12 protein-coding genes and 3 pseudogenes are annotated in these 15,953 nt (G+C 34.6%); 3 read left to right on the top strand and 12 right to left on the bottom strand.

Going from position 1 to position 15,953, the window contains the following annotated elements; genetic code table 11:
- Positions 1–304 precede the first annotated feature (304 nt).
- From AC1M36_RS10055 to AC1M36_RS10100, 10 genes and pseudogenes are all read right to left on the bottom strand, one after another.
- Positions 305–724, bottom strand: a complete 420-nt coding sequence (locus AC1M36_RS10055; RefSeq protein ID WP_336453615.1) for a VOC family protein — start codon at positions 722–724, stop codon at positions 305–307.
- Between the two features lie 187 nt (positions 725–911).
- Entirely contained in the window at positions 912–2,264 is a 1,353-nt protein-coding gene (brnQ, locus tag AC1M36_RS10060; RefSeq protein ID WP_336453616.1) for a branched-chain amino acid transport system II carrier protein, read from the bottom strand.
- A gap of 488 nt (positions 2,265–2,752) precedes the next feature.
- A complete protein-coding gene (locus AC1M36_RS10065; RefSeq protein ID WP_336453617.1) occupies positions 2,753–3,667 on the bottom strand; it encodes a class I SAM-dependent methyltransferase in 915 nt (304 codons plus the stop codon).
- A 341-nt stretch (positions 3,668–4,008) separates the two neighbouring features.
- Complete coding sequence (gene topB / locus AC1M36_RS10070; protein WP_336453618.1) at positions 4,009–6,153, bottom strand: DNA topoisomerase III; 2,145 nt, start codon at positions 6,151–6,153, stop codon at positions 4,009–4,011.
- 241 nt (positions 6,154–6,394) lie between these two features.
- A pseudogene (locus tag AC1M36_RS10075) lies at positions 6,395–7,009 on the bottom strand (M24 family metallopeptidase); the annotation flags it as partial.
- Between the two features lie 153 nt (positions 7,010–7,162).
- The gene (locus AC1M36_RS10080; RefSeq protein WP_431613227.1) at positions 7,163–7,870 is read right to left on the bottom strand and encodes an RNA-guided endonuclease InsQ/TnpB family protein; all 708 of its coding nucleotides are present in this window, start codon (positions 7,868–7,870) and stop codon (positions 7,163–7,165) included.
- A pseudogene (locus tag AC1M36_RS10085) lies at positions 7,867–8,394 on the bottom strand (helix-turn-helix domain-containing protein); the annotation flags it as partial. The gene AC1M36_RS10080 and the pseudogene AC1M36_RS10085, both read right to left, overlap by 4 nt.
- Positions 8,395–8,719: 325 nt before the next feature.
- Positions 8,720–8,923 (bottom strand): copper chaperone CopZ, encoded by a 204-nt coding sequence (gene copZ / locus AC1M36_RS10090; protein WP_336454184.1) that lies wholly within the window; start codon positions 8,921–8,923, stop codon positions 8,720–8,722.
- A gap of 20 nt (positions 8,924–8,943) precedes the next feature.
- Positions 8,944–11,340: a heavy metal translocating P-type ATPase gene (locus tag AC1M36_RS10095; protein ID WP_479845811.1), complete on the bottom strand. Its 2,397-nt coding sequence runs from the start codon at positions 11,338–11,340 to the stop codon at positions 8,944–8,946.
- Positions 11,341–11,352: 12 nt separating this feature from the next.
- Positions 11,353–11,664, bottom strand: a complete 312-nt coding sequence (locus tag AC1M36_RS10100; RefSeq protein WP_336454182.1) for a metal-sensing transcriptional repressor — start codon at positions 11,662–11,664, stop codon at positions 11,353–11,355.
- Between the two features lie 284 nt (positions 11,665–11,948).
- On the opposite strand from AC1M36_RS10100, the gene AC1M36_RS10105 reads away from it, so the two are divergent.
- Positions 11,949–12,500 (top strand): hypothetical protein, encoded by a 552-nt coding sequence (locus AC1M36_RS10105; RefSeq protein WP_336454187.1) that lies wholly within the window; start codon positions 11,949–11,951, stop codon positions 12,498–12,500.
- A 52-nt stretch (positions 12,501–12,552) separates the two neighbouring features.
- Entirely contained in the window at positions 12,553–12,762 is a 210-nt protein-coding gene (locus AC1M36_RS10110) for a hypothetical protein (protein WP_336454181.1), read from the top strand.
- Between the two features lie 228 nt (positions 12,763–12,990).
- On the opposite strand, the gene AC1M36_RS10115 is transcribed toward AC1M36_RS10110, so the two are convergent.
- Positions 12,991–14,049: a lactonase family protein gene (locus AC1M36_RS10115; protein ID WP_336454180.1), complete on the bottom strand. Its 1,059-nt coding sequence runs from the start codon at positions 14,047–14,049 to the stop codon at positions 12,991–12,993.
- Between the two features lie 603 nt (positions 14,050–14,652).
- A pseudogene (locus AC1M36_RS10120) lies at positions 14,653–14,970 on the bottom strand (glucose-6-phosphate isomerase); the annotation flags it as partial.
- Between the two features lie 293 nt (positions 14,971–15,263).
- Between AC1M36_RS10120 and AC1M36_RS10125 the strand changes: the two are divergent.
- Positions 15,264–15,929: an MFS transporter gene (locus AC1M36_RS10125; protein WP_479845812.1), complete on the top strand. Its 666-nt coding sequence runs from the start codon at positions 15,264–15,266 to the stop codon at positions 15,927–15,929.
- Positions 15,930–15,953: the final 24 nt, after the last annotated feature.

A 15,953-nucleotide genomic window follows, 5' to 3' on the forward strand; every position in this document is an offset into this window, starting at 1 on the left:
TATTTTCTTTTCCAGAAATTAACCTCATTAAGTATTAAACAATAAAATACAATCATTATGCACTGTTCACATACCGCCTTGAACTTACACTTATAAAGCTACTATATTTACAAATACGACTTATCTTTAGAAAGTCAGTTACGATTATAGCATATAATATATAAATACAAGCTTTTAAAGAAGAAAAGAAACAGTGAATCATTTGTGAAGAAAGTGTGAAATCTACCTTCATACAGTATAGTTCTTCACAAAAAATGAAAAAGGTATTATGCCAATGCGTAATACCTTTCTCTTCATATACAAATTATTGTTCTTTTGGATAATCACAGTATTCAATAATTGTCCCCTCTGTATCTGCAGGGTTAAGATAAATTAACCTTCTACCGTGCTTATTTATACGGAGTGTATGCTCCAATATTCGAACTCCTTGTTGCTTTAGTTCTTCCAATGCTCGATCCAAATTATCTACACGGTAAGCAATGTGATGTACACCTTTTCCCTTCTGCTTTATAAATCTTGCAATCGGCGAAGTAGTATTATTAGTCGGTGCAAGCAATTCAATTCTGTCTCCATTCACTTCAAGAATAGCTACTTCACTCTCGACACCTGCTGCTTCACTTACATAACGATCTATTAATGTTCCTGATAAGACTTTTTCATAAAAACGTATACTACTATCTATATCACGAACAGCAATACCGATATGATCAATTTTTTTGTTCATTATATTTCTCCTAAATTCACTTTTCTTCTTTAAAATAATATTTACCCGGATAGCCATCTATGAAAGATTCAGATCGCTACATGTATTACATTATACAGGTAATTTTCATTAAAACCCCCATAGTTTATCTTGTATAAGAATAAAAAAGTTGTAGAAACGAATTCTACAACTTTTTTATTGCATACCATTACTTATTTACTTTTGCTACGTTAGAATGAATTTCATTTTTCACTCTCAAATGACTAATACCGTATCCAATAAATCCACCAATAATAGCCGGGAAGATCCACCCTAGACCAACTTCATGCATCGGAAGAAATTTAGTAAATACATGATTCACTACTTGGATATTTACTCCAGCTGCATTTAATCCATCAAATAAGCTTATAATAAACGTTACCAGTAAGCTTACTTGATACACTTCCCTTCTTCCTTTAAATAATGAATGGAAAAATGTTAAAAAGATTAGTACAATCGCTAATGGGTAAATCGCTGTTAATACTGGAACAGAAACTGCAATGAGTTGTGTTAATCCTATATTCGCAACAATTGCACTAAAAACAGATAAAATAACAACGATTTTTTTGTAAGATACCTTTGGAAATAGTTTGTGGAAAAATGAAGAACATGCTGAAACAAGTCCTACACTAGTCGTTAAACAAGCTACTGTAATCATTAACCCTAATAGGATTCCACCATATGAACCAAAGTAATAGTTTGATACTTTCGCTAAAACTTCCCCACCATTTTCTAAATGCCCAAGTTTTGCTACGCTTGAAGCTCCCATATAAGAAAGCGCTGTATACAGAATTGCTAATACTGTCGCTGCAATAATCGTTGCTTTTGCACAAACAGCCATAATTTGTTTTTTCGTTTTTGCACCTTTTTCTTTAATAGCATTAATGATAATGATGCCAAATACGAAAGATGCAAGCGTATCCATTGTTAAGTATCCTTCTTGAACCCCTTTGAAGAAGGCGTTAGATGTATACGTTTCAACAGGTGCTTGCATATCCCCTATCGGATGAATGAAAGCAACAATTACTAAAATTCCAATGAACGTTAGTTTAATTGGCGTCAAGATTTTTCCAACAATATCGACAATTTTCGCAGGATTGAGCGAAAAAAAACAAGTAATGCTAAAAAATATAATTGTAAAAATAATTAAAGGTATAGAACCTAAACTTTCTGGTGCAAAAGGTTTAAGACCAATTTCAAATGAAACGTTACCCGTTCTCGGTATTGCAAATAATGGACCAATTGCTAAATATAAAATTGTTGTAAATACAATTCCAAAAACAGGGTGAACACGACTTGCCAATGATTGTAAATCTTCTTTACCTGAAATTCCAAATGCTAATACACCAAGTAACGGTAACCCAACCCCAGTTACCAAAAACCCCGCATTCGCTGACCAAATATTTGTTCCAGCTGATTGACCTAACATGGCAGGGAAAATTAGATTTCCTGCTCCAAAAAAGAGAGCGAATAACATTAATCCGATAACTACTATGAACGAAAAAGGGACTTTATTCGTCATGATACAACCTCCATTACAAAATACATTATCTCATTTCCATTTTTAACTAATTGAAGATTCTGAATATTTAACTTGAAGTCTAACTATTCTTTTACTTATTATAGTTTGAAGGATAATATATTGCAATATTATTTTCAAACTTTTCTTTTATTTTTTCATTATACATATTTTAACAACATTTAAAAGTTGCAGCATAAACAATCCACATACTATCAACCACTCGCATACCTTTATTAACGATTATATAATTAATAAATGCAACTACAGTTGTTTACGATGCACCTATTCTCAAATTTCACACATACAAATTTCATGACAAAAAAAGTTCTTTACTAATAAAAAACACAGTACTATGGCACAGTTGACATAAAGCGTGCAACAGGAAGGAAGCTTTTTTACAAACATGACCGAACAAACTCTAACAAGAGATCGTTCGGTCATTTTACAGGGGTTACCCTTTTTAAGGGAAAATATATCTATCATGTGTTTTATTTTTTGACAGCATGCAGATAATGAATCGTTTCAAAAGCTGATAGATAATCGCTTCGATTTTCAAAATAAAGTTCATTTATTTTAGTTGGTGATAAATGTTCATAAATTAGCAAATCTGATTTTTCTAACATTTTCTCAATTTCAATATAAGAAAAACACGATTTCATTGGTTCTCCGCTTGCTGAAGCCATTTTCACCATGTTTTCAACTCTATTAGATATACCTTTTTCTTTAAACAGGTTTGCGTCTGCATAATCAAAAACTATGGAACTTCCTGAAGGTACTTTGGCAAATAAATGATCAATCAAACTTGAATTTTCCTCTTTTGTCAAATAATAAGAAACACCTAAAAGACTAAAGAAAGTTTTTTGGTTATCAAATCCTTCATCTATTAGATTTTGATAGGAAAACTTTTTAGTGAAGTCCATAGAAACAAAATGAAGATTATTCGGAATTTTAAAATTAGCTTTTTCCAGCCTTTTCTTTTTAAATTCCTGTGTAGCAGGGTAATCAATTTCAAATATTTCTAGATTGTTTTTTAATTCTGGATGTCGGAAACAGAAAGTATCTAACCCGGCTCCAAGTATGACATATTGTTTTAATCCTAACATAATTTCATGAAGTAATACTTTTTCACAATATGCAGCACGTGCCAAGGGTGTTGGAGAAAGTTGAGTCTGTGTAATCCATTTTAATATTTCTTCTGTGTCTTCCTTAAATTTTTGAGCTATATCTTTGTTGAAGAAATGGATGCCTTGAACCATATTCTCTTTGATATCATTAAATTCTTTTTGTGAAATTAAATCTTTGGCTATATAGTCATCAAAAATTTTAGGTGTATCGAATTTGCTATGATATGCTCTGCCAAAAGCTGATATTAATGCAGTTAAACTGGACTCATCTTTTTTCATTCAAGCACACTCCTTCATTTTAGAACAAAAAATAGGGTTCCCCTGGCCAGGAGAACCCTATTATATAACCGAATTAAATAAAAGTAAATTATAGCATAAATAAATTATTTTGTCAAACTTTACGCTTACGACTATTTCCGTACAAATATTGACACCTGGTAAGTTTTATATGAACAGTCCGCACTTTGCAACAAAATTAACGAGATAATCGTATCGCTTTTTAATAAGACGTAATTGCGATTAATTCATAATGGCAACCTCTCAGCAAATAACTTTTTGTCACCAAACAATAATTTCAAATCACTATAAAAAAGTGTTACGTATCATCGCAACACCTTTCCTCATTTCTCAAACACAAAATTAATTTTATTCTCTTTCCACTCCAGCTTCGCATCAAAGCTTTTATCATTCTTTTTAAAACCTTTAATTAAATCTGTTTGTTCACCTTTTAATAGCTTCGTCATATTCTTTTGCGAAATCGTTTTTCCTAATATTTTTTTGGAGATTGTGAAATCACATTGGGTTGTATTATAGTTTGAACAACCGTAAAAAGTCGATTTATCGATTACATCGCCATCACATTTTTTACATGTTCCGACTTTTTTACCTGTTGTAAATTTCGATCCTTTACGTTCGATTGACTCTACATTCAATCCGGTAAAATCCCATTTCTCAGACATTTCAATCGCATCTTCAATAATTTTGGCTGATAGCTTTTTCGTTTGTTCCATAAAAGTTGCTGGTGAAGCTGTACCTTCTCCAATTTCTGCAAGACGCTGTTCCCACTTTGCCGTCATTTCTGGAGAAGCTAAAATTTTATCCCCAATTGCAGTAATTAATACTTTCCCTTTATCCGTTGCGTATACTTGGTTTTTCTTCACATCAATATACTTACGATCTTTTAGCATTGTAATGATGCCTGCACGAGTTGCTTCTGTACCTAAGCCTTCTGTCTTCTTTAATACTTTCTCAAGCTCTTCATTATCTAAGTACTTTCCAGCCGTCTTCATTAATGTAATAAGTTGTCCTTCTGTATAACGCTTTGGCGGCTGTGTTTTCCCTTCTTTCACTTTCACCTTTACGACTTTTCCTTGTTCACCTTCTGCTACGATTGGAAGAATCGTTTCATCATCTTTATCATCTTGGAAAATAACTTTGCGCCATCCTTCTTGAATTTGTTGTTTCCCTTTTGAAATAAATTCCGCACGTCCATCTACAAGCGTTGTAATTGTTGTATAATCAAAAATCGCAACTTCATAATGTGCCGCAATTAATCGTCTAACAATCATATCGTAAATTTTCTTTTCATCACCAGATAGTTTACTTGGATTTGTTACTTGTTCAGTTGGAATGATGGCGTAGTGATCCGTAACTTTTTTTTCATTCACATACCGCTTATTATTCATAATGGACTCAATCGGTGCAGGTAACAAATCTTTATACTCATCAAACTGGCTTAACTTTTGTAAGATGTCAGGAAACGTCGCTGCTTCTCCTTGTGTTACATAGTTAGAATCCGAACGTGGATACGACACAATCCCTTTTTGATATAACGCTTGTGTAATATCAAGGGTCTTTTTCGGTGAAAATTTAAATGCTTTATTCGCTGTTGCTTGCAGTGATGACAAATTAAATAATAACGGTGGCTGAAACTCTTTCCGCTCCGTTTTCATTTCCTTTACTTCAGCCGGTTTATTTTGACAAAATGCTGCAATTTTATTCGCCATATCAGGATCTTTTAAGCGAGACTCATTATCTTTCTCCCACTTTCCTTCATATTTCTTTCCTTCTATATTAAAGGTTGCAAACACTTCCCAAAACGGCTCTGATTTAAAATTTTCAATTTCCTTTTCACGCTTTACAATTAAAGCTAATGTCGGCGTTTGTACACGGCCAGCCGAAAACACATCATTCATTCCCTTTTTCTTTAACAAAATGCTAAAGACACGTGATGCGTTCATCCCAACGACCCAATCAGCGCATGACCTTGTATATGCTTCATAATACGTATTAATCGTATCTGACTCATCAAGTAAGTTTTTAAACCCTTGATAAATCGCTTGCTTCGTTAAAGACGAAATCCAAAGACGTTTCATCGGTTTTTGTACGTTACAAAGATTGATAATATTTCGTACAATTAATTCCCCTTCACGCCCCGCATCGCCCGCATGAATAATTTCCGTCACTTGCGGATTATGTAACAGCTGTTTCACAACATTAAATTGCTTATATTTTGATTTTGTGACTTCAAATTGAAACCGTTCCGGAATCATTGGCAATGTATTTAATGACCATTTTTTCCACTCGGCATGATAATGTTCTGGATTACATAACTGTGTCAAATGACCAACTGCCCATGTACAGTAAGCTCCATTGGGGAATAACTCATTTGCTTCTACTTCTAAATAACCATCTTTTCGGCGATATTTAAATTGAGAAACAAGAGCTAAACCTTGATCGGGTTTCTCGGCAATAATTAATTTCATTTTATAACTCCCTATCTGAATTCCAGTGTTACTCTCATTTTATCTCTTTTTTATAAGTGATGAAAAAATATCTATCATTTTTATCATTCACAATTTGTCTTATATTTTTTAGACCTATAATATTATACGCTTAACCTTCACACCTTCACAATAAGAACTCATTATATATCATACATATACCTTCTATTATACACTTCTCAAATAAGAAAGACGCCCGAAATCGAGCGCCTTTTACCCTTTATTATTTTGCAATAATCTGTCTTTCCTTCACATATGAATTATATGTTCCCATGAAATTCTCAATCTCTTCAACCGTTCTAATCATGTCTTTTGACAAGTTTTCATATCCTTCTTCAGTAACTAGAATATCCTCTTCGATACGTATTCCAATCGCCTCTTCTTCAATGTATAAACCAGGTTCCACTGTAATGACCATACCAGCCTCTAGCACTCGGTCTTTGTATGAACCTACATCGTGAGTATCCAAACCAAGGAAATAGCTCACTCCATGATAATAATAATTGGATAGTTCCGAGCTCTCTTGAATTAAACCGATTTTCTTGCACTCTTCAGCGAGCACCTTTTTTGCATGTTCATTTAACGCAGCGAATTTTAATCCCGTCTTCACGATCTCAATTGTTTCTCTCAATGCTTTTAACACAATATTATAAATCTGTTTTTGGCGATTCGAAAATGTTCCACTTGCAGGGAACGTATAGCTAATGTCAGCATTATAGTAGTCCTTCTGAGCTCCAAGATCAAGCAACACCAGGTCGCCTTTATTAATTTTGGAATCATTATCTTCATAATGTAGCACAGTTGCATTTTTACCACTCGCTAAAATCGTAGTGAACTCCCCCCACTTAACAACCTTACAGTTTGTTTGAAGTGAGGGCTTCAAAAGCCAAAAGACTTTCTCTTTTATTGCTCCTTCACCTACAAGCCTACTGGCTCATGTCCAAAGCCTTGTATTCGCGGCGTCCCTACCGCTACCAAAAATCGATACAAACTATGCGAGCAGACCTTGTTCGTGTAAAACACGAAGGCCATAATATTTTAGATTCCGACCCGCATTGTAATCTCTATCGATTTTCGTGCCACAATTGTCACACGTATAGATTCTTTCCGATAACTTCAACATCTCTTTTTTGTGATGACACGTACTACATAATTTACTTGATGCAAAATACGGATCTGCAACAATGTAATGTTTACCTTTTTTCTTAGATTTGTATTGCAACATCGTACGAAACATACCAAATCCATTGTCGTGTAGTTTTTTTCCTAAACGTAAACATTGCGCCAAGTTATTTAAGTTCAAATCTTCTACAACAATAGCATGGTAATCATTGGTTATCTGATTACTTTTCTTGTGTAGAAAATCTTTTCTTTGGTTTTTTGCTTTTGTTGTTACTTTTTGATATCCCTTCACTTGTTTTTCATAATTCTGACTATATAGGGTGTGCCCTGCTTCATCTGTTTTCGCATGATTCTTCTTGCGCGCTAAGGATTTGTTCATTCTTCGTTGTCGTTTTTCAATGATTTTGTTGTATCGGCTATACTGCGCGGTTCGTCCTTCGCTGTCTACATACAATTCACTTTGACTGTAATCTAATCCAATTACCTCTTCAGAAGTAAGGAATTCTACCTGTTTTTCATGTGGACAAAACGAATCAACAGAAAGAGAAACAATGTAGTTCGTGCCTTCTCGTTTCACGGTTGCTTTTTTATGATCCCGCCAATCGATAATTCTCGGTGAAGATGAATCGAAATACCTTCTTGGAACTTCGGAATACATAACACATAAGATTCATTTACTTGCTTCATTTTAATATTTCCATTTGTTTGATTTGTCGTATAGCTGAATTTTCCTTGTTTTTTACTGTGGAACTTGGGCATACCTTTGATGTCTTTTAACGTGGGAACATATCCGATTGTTTTCATCTTTTTTCGCACTGCTTTTTTGTATTGTACGGGGCGTTTTGCATACGTCTCATTATATTTTTTAATGGCTGCCTGGAATCTCATTTTTGCGTCATTATACACAAAAGAATCGTTACTCTTATCTAAGTAATCATATTTAGCAGTAATCGTTGTGTGATTCGGCACCTTATAACGAATGAACCCACCTTCAAAGGCAATCGATTCTAGATATTCATACAAACCAGAAACATATTCGTTATACACTTTTCGTTCACATCCGAACGCTTTTTCTAATCTTGCGGCTTGTTCTTGTGTGGGGAAAAGGGCGTATCAAAAGGCATAGGTGACCCATCCATCTGGCAGTGACTTTTTCGTTCCTTTGATATATACACCCTCTTTTGTGGTTGCCATATACGTTCTCCTTTCTTTCTATTTTCATATTTATTATATCGTATAGGATCAAAAAATCGTGTACAAAAAACATGTAAGCTACCGCCTACCGAAAATTCACCCCCCACCTACTCGCTGGGCCACGCCCTTCTCGCTCCTTGAGGAAGGGGACTTCTTTTCGGAACATATGTTAAAAGAAAAAGACCCCTTTTATAAAGCGGCCTTTTTCCTAAAAGATAATTGAGATTATCTTTTAGTTCACATCATATCCTTGATCTTCAATAACTTCTTTCATTTTGTCTGCATCTACTTTTGCGTTATCATACTCTACATTTACAGTTCCTTCTTGTAAATGCACCTCAACATTTTGTACTCCTTCTAACTCTGTTAGTGCATTTGTTACTGCCATTTTACAGTGGTTACATGTCATTCCTTGTACATTTAATGTGATAGTCATCATACATTCCTCCATTTAATTTATATTTTGACGCGTTTCAAGCGAAGCGCGTTAGTCACAACAGATACTGAGCTAAATGCCATTGCAGCCCCTGCTACCCAAGGCTCTAATAATCCAGCCGCAGCTACCGGAATTCCAATTGCATTATAGAATAGTGCCCAAAATAAATTTTGACGAATATTTTTCATTGTCTTACGACTTAATTCAATCGCTTTTGGTATATGTGACAAGTCACCGCCAACTAAAGTGACATCTGCAGTTTCAATCGCTACATCCGCACCAGTTCCAATCGCCATACCAATATCAGCTTTCGCAAGAGCCGGCGCATCATTGATACCGTCTCCTACCATCGCTACTCGTTTCCCTTGCTTTTGTAAATCATCTACAATTTTAGCTTTATCTTCTGGTAATACCTCTGCATATACATGATCAACATCAACTAGCTTCGCAATCGCTTCAGCTGTACGTTTATTATCCCCCGTCACCATGTATACTTCAATCCCTATTTCTTTTAATGTTTGAATCGTATACTTTGAGCTTTCTTTTACTGTATCAGCTACAGCGATCATTCCAGCAAGTTTCCCATCAATTGCGACAAGCATTGCTGTTTTACCTTGATACTCTAATTCTTTCATAACTTCTTCATGTTGTGATATTTCTACTGATTGTTCATTCATTAATTTACGTGTTCCAACAAGAACCTTTTTATCTTCAATGCTTGCTTCAATCCCATGGCCTGGAATTGCTGAAAAATGTTTTAAATCTTTCAAGACAATTTCATTTTTCTTTCCATATTCAACTATGGCATGCGCTAATGGATGTTCAGAAGCACTTTCAGCTGAAATAGCATAATCGAGCATACCTTCTTCAAATTCTAACACATCAGTAACTTCCGGTTTCCCTTTTGTTACTGTTCCTGTTTTATCAAGTAACACAGCATTGATTTTATGCGTCCCTTCTAAAAATTCACCTCCTTTAAAGAGAATTCCTTTCTCTGCTCCCTTTCCTGTACCAACCATAATAGAAGTTGGTGTAGCCAGACCTAACGCACATGGACAAGCAATTACAAGGATAGCAATCCCAACTTCCAATGCTTTTGGTAAATCCCCTGGTGTGATAAAGAAATACCATACAATAAAAGCAACTAAGGCAATAGCTACAACAATCGGTACAAAAATACCTGAAATAACATCTGCTAATCTTTGAATAGGCGCTTTAGAACCTTGCGCTTCTTCAACAATTTTGATAATGCCTGCTAAAGCTGTATCTTTTCCAACCTTTTCAGCTCTAATAGTCAGAACACCGTTTGCGTTAATAGTAGCGCCAATAACAGCGTCTCCCTCTTTTTTATCAACTGGAATAGATTCTCCAGTAATCATAGATTCATCAACGGAAGATACCCCTGAAGTTACCATACCATCCACAGGTATTTTTTCACCTGGTTTTACAATAATCGTATCTCCAATAACTACTTCTTCAAGGGGTACTCGTATTTCTTGACCATTACGCACAACAAGTGCATCTTTAGCCTGTAAACTCAATAATTTAGAAATCGCTTCTGTTGTACGTCCTTTTGCTAATGTTTCAAAATACTTTCCAACTAAAATTAATGTGATTAAAACTGCACTTGTTTCAAAGTAAAGATCCGGCACATACGCAGGATTTCCCAATGTTTTCAATGCCTCATATAAGCTATAAAAGTAAGCTGCTGATGTTCCTAAGGCAACTAGTACATCCATATTCGCGCTTTTGTTTCTAAGAGCACGATAAGCACCAACATAGAAATGACCACCAATATAAAATTGAACCGGCGTTGCTAATAGAAGTTGAAACCATGGATTCATTAAAATATGTGGCATCGGTAGACCCGTATCAAATGGCATATGCCCTACCATTGTATAGAGTAAAGGTAAGGATAAGATAATAGAAATGATAAGTTGACGCTTCTTCTCCTTAATTACCTCTTCTTTTCTCTCTGAACGATCTACATCTTCACTACGTATTTGTCCCTTATACCCCGTTTTCTTTATTTTTTCTAAGATTTTTTCTGTAGAAAGTAAGCCTTCATTGTATTCTACAACCGCGCTGTTTGTAGCTAAATTTACAGTTGCATTCGAAACGCCTTCCATTTTGTTTAACACTTTTTCAATTCGAGTTGCACAAGCTGCACATGTCATTCCTTCAATATCTAACGTAACTTTTTCCTCCGCTACGTTATAGCCTAGTTTTTTAATTCTATTTTTTATAGTAGAGATTTCTTGCTGGGATGGATCATATTTGATACTTGCTTTCTCCATAGCTAAATTTACATTAGCTTCTACTCCATCCATTTTATTTAATACTTTTTCAATCCGAGTTGCACAAGCTGCACATGTCATTCCTGTAACGCCAAGCGTAACATGTTTTTGTTTATCCATTGTATACCCCTCCTACTTTGAAAATTGTTTCATGACATTCATCAATTCTTGAATAGACTCATCTCCATTCCCTTCATGAATCGCCTTTGCTACACAATGTTTTGTATGACGTTCTAACAAAGAAAAACCTACCTTATTTAAAGCTGCATTAATTGCTGAAATTTGAATTAAAATATCAACACAGTACCGATTATCTTCCACCATTTTTTGAACCCCACGGACTTGCCCTTCAATACGCTTTAAACGTTTTATAACATTTTGAACTTCCTCTTCTGTTCGAGGAACCATTTTTGGATTTGTTTCATTCCCTTCACAATGCCCCATCAATATCACCTCAGTTATTGAAATTAGCTTTCTTTACATACATTATACGGGTAAGGGGTATAATTTGCAACTGATTACAAGCCTATTTTTAAAAATTTTTAAGCATATGCTATTGTATCGATGATTCTGTCTTTTTCATAATGCTGAAATAATCATCTCTATAATGAATCTCATTTATCGTTAAACCTTCTAAATTATGCAGATACTTTGCAGATATATATAGGCATAAATATTCTATACTCCCTCATATGATGAAGTGAACAAAAGGACAGGGAGGTATTACTATATCCACTTATACATTGACTACCTTAACACTTTGTTTTATCTTGGTTCTTTCTACTGCTTATATTTCTAAATCCAAAGGTACCCTAATGGAGTATATGGTATTTATTATGTCTTTTAGTATGAGCATAGGATTAAGTATCGGATTTTATTTTGGTATTATTTTCAAAGGCGACTTGTTATATTCTACTTTGTTTTCTATTTTGATTAGTAGCATAATTGGATTTTTAGTTGGGCTCCGTTTTCATCTATACTCTGCTTTAGAAGGCATGTTCTCTGGAATGATGGCTAGTATGATGGGAACTATGATTACAGAAATGTTAAGCGCTCAACAAGCACACAGTATACTTCTTATTAGTATCATGCTTACGATAACCATTACTACATCATGCATCATCCAATTCTTATCAGAAGCTTTTTCTTCCTATATTCATCGCTGGTTCCTATTATTACTTTCAATTGGCACAGCAATTGTTCTAACTGTATTTGTAACATTCCCAGAGCATACCCCCTCACTTCCAACCAAACATGAACAACATATATATAACAACTAACACCTATAATCAATTCTCTCAACGTTTTATAATATTGGGAGAAAAAGACTCAGTGCAACAATTTAAAACCCACAAATACTGGATAATATATACAAAACGTTTAGCAGCTTTTCCACAAGCAATGATCCAAATCTTGTTTGTTTTGCGAATTACTTTGTCGCTCATGAAATTTAGTGCTGAAGGTTTAGTTAAAAGAAATGAAAACGAGCAGTTTCGATATTGTAGTTTCGAAACTGCTCGTTTTCATTTCTTACTTTTTTAAATTACTTTACATAAACACAGTACACTTTAATTATTTTCTCGTCAAAAAAATATTTTTCTTTTTATCCTGCATCAATAGCAAGCCCTCATTGACCTATTCCCCCTTTCACTTTATTTAGATGAGGAGGCTTCCCAGTTAAAATGGTTAATAAAAAGCGTATGCTTATAGAAAGAAACATACGCTTCACCTTAAAATATTTCATTACATAAATACAGTAATACCAATACATTACATATTCAAAAACTTAACACATACCGGGTCAGGTACTACAACATCAGACTGCAAAAGCTTTAATTTTCCAAAAGACTCGTCTCTTGAAAATAGCACAAGGTTATTAGTTCTTTCGTTTATAACGATAAGGAATTTCTCAGTAGGATCTAATATGAAATCTCGGGGCCAATCCCCCTCTGTATATACAGATTCAACAAAAGTAAGCTCCCCTGAATCTTGATTCACACTGAAAACAGCAATACTATTATGCCCTCTGTTTGCTGCATATACAAAACGACCATCGGAAGATATGTGAATTGCACTCCCTTGATTATTTCCACTATATTCATTTGGAATAGTGGAGATATATTGAACTTCTTTAAATCCACCATTCTCAGCATTATATGTTAAAACGATTACCTGCGAACTCAGTTCTGTCATCACATAGACGTATCTTCCATTTGGATGAAATACAAGATGCCTTGGACCACTTCCAGGCTGAACTGACGATCGATTAACTTCTGTTAAAATACCGCTACTTACTTTATACGTAATTAATTGATCAATTCCCAAGTCCACAGCTACTACGTATTTATGATCAGGCGTAAATCCAGCGTAATGGGTATGTGGCTTTTCTTGTCTCTCTTTATTTGGACCTGAACCTTTATGCTCTATAATAGATGTCGCCGAATCTAAAGCTCCATCTTCTCTATTTACTATATAAGATTCAATTGTCCCTTTATGATAGTTTGCCGTAACTACTACTTGATTTGTTTTATCAATACTCACATGACATGGTGATGCCCCATCTAATACTTGGCTATTTATTACTTCAAGACTGTTAATAGGATGGTTAATAGAAAAAGCTGCTACTCCACCTGATTCACCTTTTTTTATGACGGAATATAAAAATTGATTATCTTCGCTAATAGCTAAATATGTAGGATTATCTAATTTAGCCGCTAGACTAACCTCTTTAATTGTCGCTGCCCTTGTATCCAATGTAAATTTGTAAATCCCTTCGCTATCCCCTCGCGTATATGTTCCGATATACCCAAGCAATTTACCGTTATTCATTCTTAATATCCTCCCTTAAAATAATTTAACCCGCATTAACGAATAATAAGCCCCCGCCGTAACATGTAACAATTGCAAAGATATTAAATAGGGATCAACTATCTATAAAGTGAAACTTCAATCAGTGGGGGTTTTCTCCATCCCCTACTGATTGTTAGTTAAACCAATCGGGCTTTTATGGGCTTGTTTATCTCCTACCTAAACTTCTTCGTATTCTCTTCAGTTTTGAGGTGGGAGTATTACAGCCCGTTAAAGCGGGGTAAACGTGCAATGGTGAGGTCTAATCAACGTTTCACTTTACGACATTCTACCACAAAAATGGAATTAAAATCCCTTTCATAGAACTAACAACAACCATAGACACATAATCCTACACAAATAATTCTTTTCATAAAAAAGCTCCCTTATCAAAATCGTAGCCAAAGTCTCGATAAGGGTCTAAATTTTTAACATTTACAATTTTATCTCGCATTAACAGGCAGTAAAACTCTCACCTCAACATTCCGCGAAAGCAAGGAGGTTAGGTCTGCCCATAAAAGTCTAATCGGTGAAGGATAATAATCAGTGGAGGATAAAGAAAATCCCACTGATTAAAGTTTCACTTTATTTGGATAAGCGCTTCATCAATTCCGCTTTTTCTGCTTCAAAACCTGGCTTACCAAGTAAGGCAAACATATTCTTTTTATATGCTTCAACTCCTGGTTGATTAAATGGATTTACCCCTAGCAACAATCCACTAATTCCACAAGCTTTCTCAAAGAAGTACACCATTTCACCAAATGTAAATTCATTCAATTGATCTAATTCAACAACCATGTTTGGTACACCACCATCTACATGAGCTAATACTGTTCCTTGGAACGCTTTTTTGTTAATTTCATCCATTGTTTTTCCAGCTAAAAAGTTCAAACCATCCAGGTTTGCTGATTCTACAACACTATTCTTGGAGAGTACTATTTTACATTATTATACCAATTGGGATAATAGATTTAATTTTAGCTTTCTTCTTTTTACGTAATGTTACAGAAAAGGGAAATCCAAAGTTTGATCTACTAGGTGTCATTACATCGACAATTGGTTTAGGTTCACTATTATATGGTTTTTCTATGGCCGGTAGCGTAGGTTAGAGTGCTCAACAAGTTATTATTACAATCACAATTGGTTTTATTTTTATCGGTCTATTTATATGGAGAGAGTTAGTAGCTGAACAACCAATGCTAAACTTATCCGTATTTAAAAACAAACAGTTTTCTATAACGATTGGAATCGGTGCTTTTGTTGCACTTGCAATGTATAGTGTTGAACTCCTAACACCTGTATATATTCAAAATATTTTAGGCCATTCTACATTTCAAACAGGATTAATCTTATTACCTGGTGCAATTGTGATGGGAATTATGTCACCTATAACCGGTATTATTTTAGATCGTTATGGCATACGTCCATTAACTTTTATTGGAATGCTTACGATTATAGGAACATCTTGGCTGTATACAACTTTAAGTTTGGATTCCAGTTTATTATATGTAACCGTTCTGTACTCTACTTTTATGTTCGGTATCTCATTTATTATGATGACCGTAATGACATTTGGATTAAATCAACTTCCGCCCTCTATGAGTCGTCATGGTGCTGCAGCAGCTAATACAGCTCGTATGGTTTCTGGTGCAATTGGCACAGCATTATTGACCACTGTTATGTCGACACAAACGAAAAATTATTTACCTGAATTAATAGGTAAATTACCAAAAATGGAAGCTATAAAAGAAGCAAATATTTTAGGAATGCAAGATGCTAACTACTATATTAGCAGTTATCGTATTTATTATGATCTTATTTCTAAAAAAGAAGTAACTAGAACGAATGGTGATTTGGATTAAACTCTCTACCACATCATCAAATTG

It is taken from the genome of Bacillus sp. Medicinal_06, from assembly GCF_056711665.1.

Excerpts from the sequence above, each read along its gene's own strand:
- AC1M36_RS10115 (WP_336454180.1), bottom strand. The coding sequence starts at position 14,049 with ATGAATAACGGTAAATTGCTTGGGTATATCGGAACATATACGCGAGGG.
- AC1M36_RS10055 (WP_336453615.1), bottom strand. The coding sequence starts at position 724 with ATGAACAAAAAAATTGATCATATCGGTATTGCTGTTCGTGATATAGAT.
- AC1M36_RS10095 (WP_479845811.1), bottom strand. The coding sequence starts at position 11,340 with ATGGATAAACAAAAACATGTTACGCTTGGCGTTACAGGAATGACATGT.
- AC1M36_RS10125 (WP_479845812.1), top strand. The coding sequence starts at position 15,264 with ATGCTAAACTTATCCGTATTTAAAAACAAACAGTTTTCTATAACGATT.
- topB (WP_336453618.1), bottom strand. The coding sequence starts at position 6,153 with ATGAAATTAATTATTGCCGAGAAACCCGATCAAGGTTTAGCTCTTGTT.
- brnQ (WP_336453616.1), bottom strand. The coding sequence starts at position 2,264 with ATGACGAATAAAGTCCCTTTTTCGTTCATAGTAGTTATCGGATTAATG.
- AC1M36_RS10100 (WP_336454182.1), bottom strand. The coding sequence starts at position 11,664 with ATGGGGCATTGTGAAGGGAATGAAACAAATCCAAAAATGGTTCCTCGA.
- copZ (WP_336454184.1), bottom strand. The coding sequence starts at position 8,923 with ATGACTATCACATTAAATGTACAAGGAATGACATGTAACCACTGTAAA.
- AC1M36_RS10065 (WP_336453617.1), bottom strand. The coding sequence starts at position 3,667 with ATGAAAAAAGATGAGTCCAGTTTAACTGCATTAATATCAGCTTTTGGC.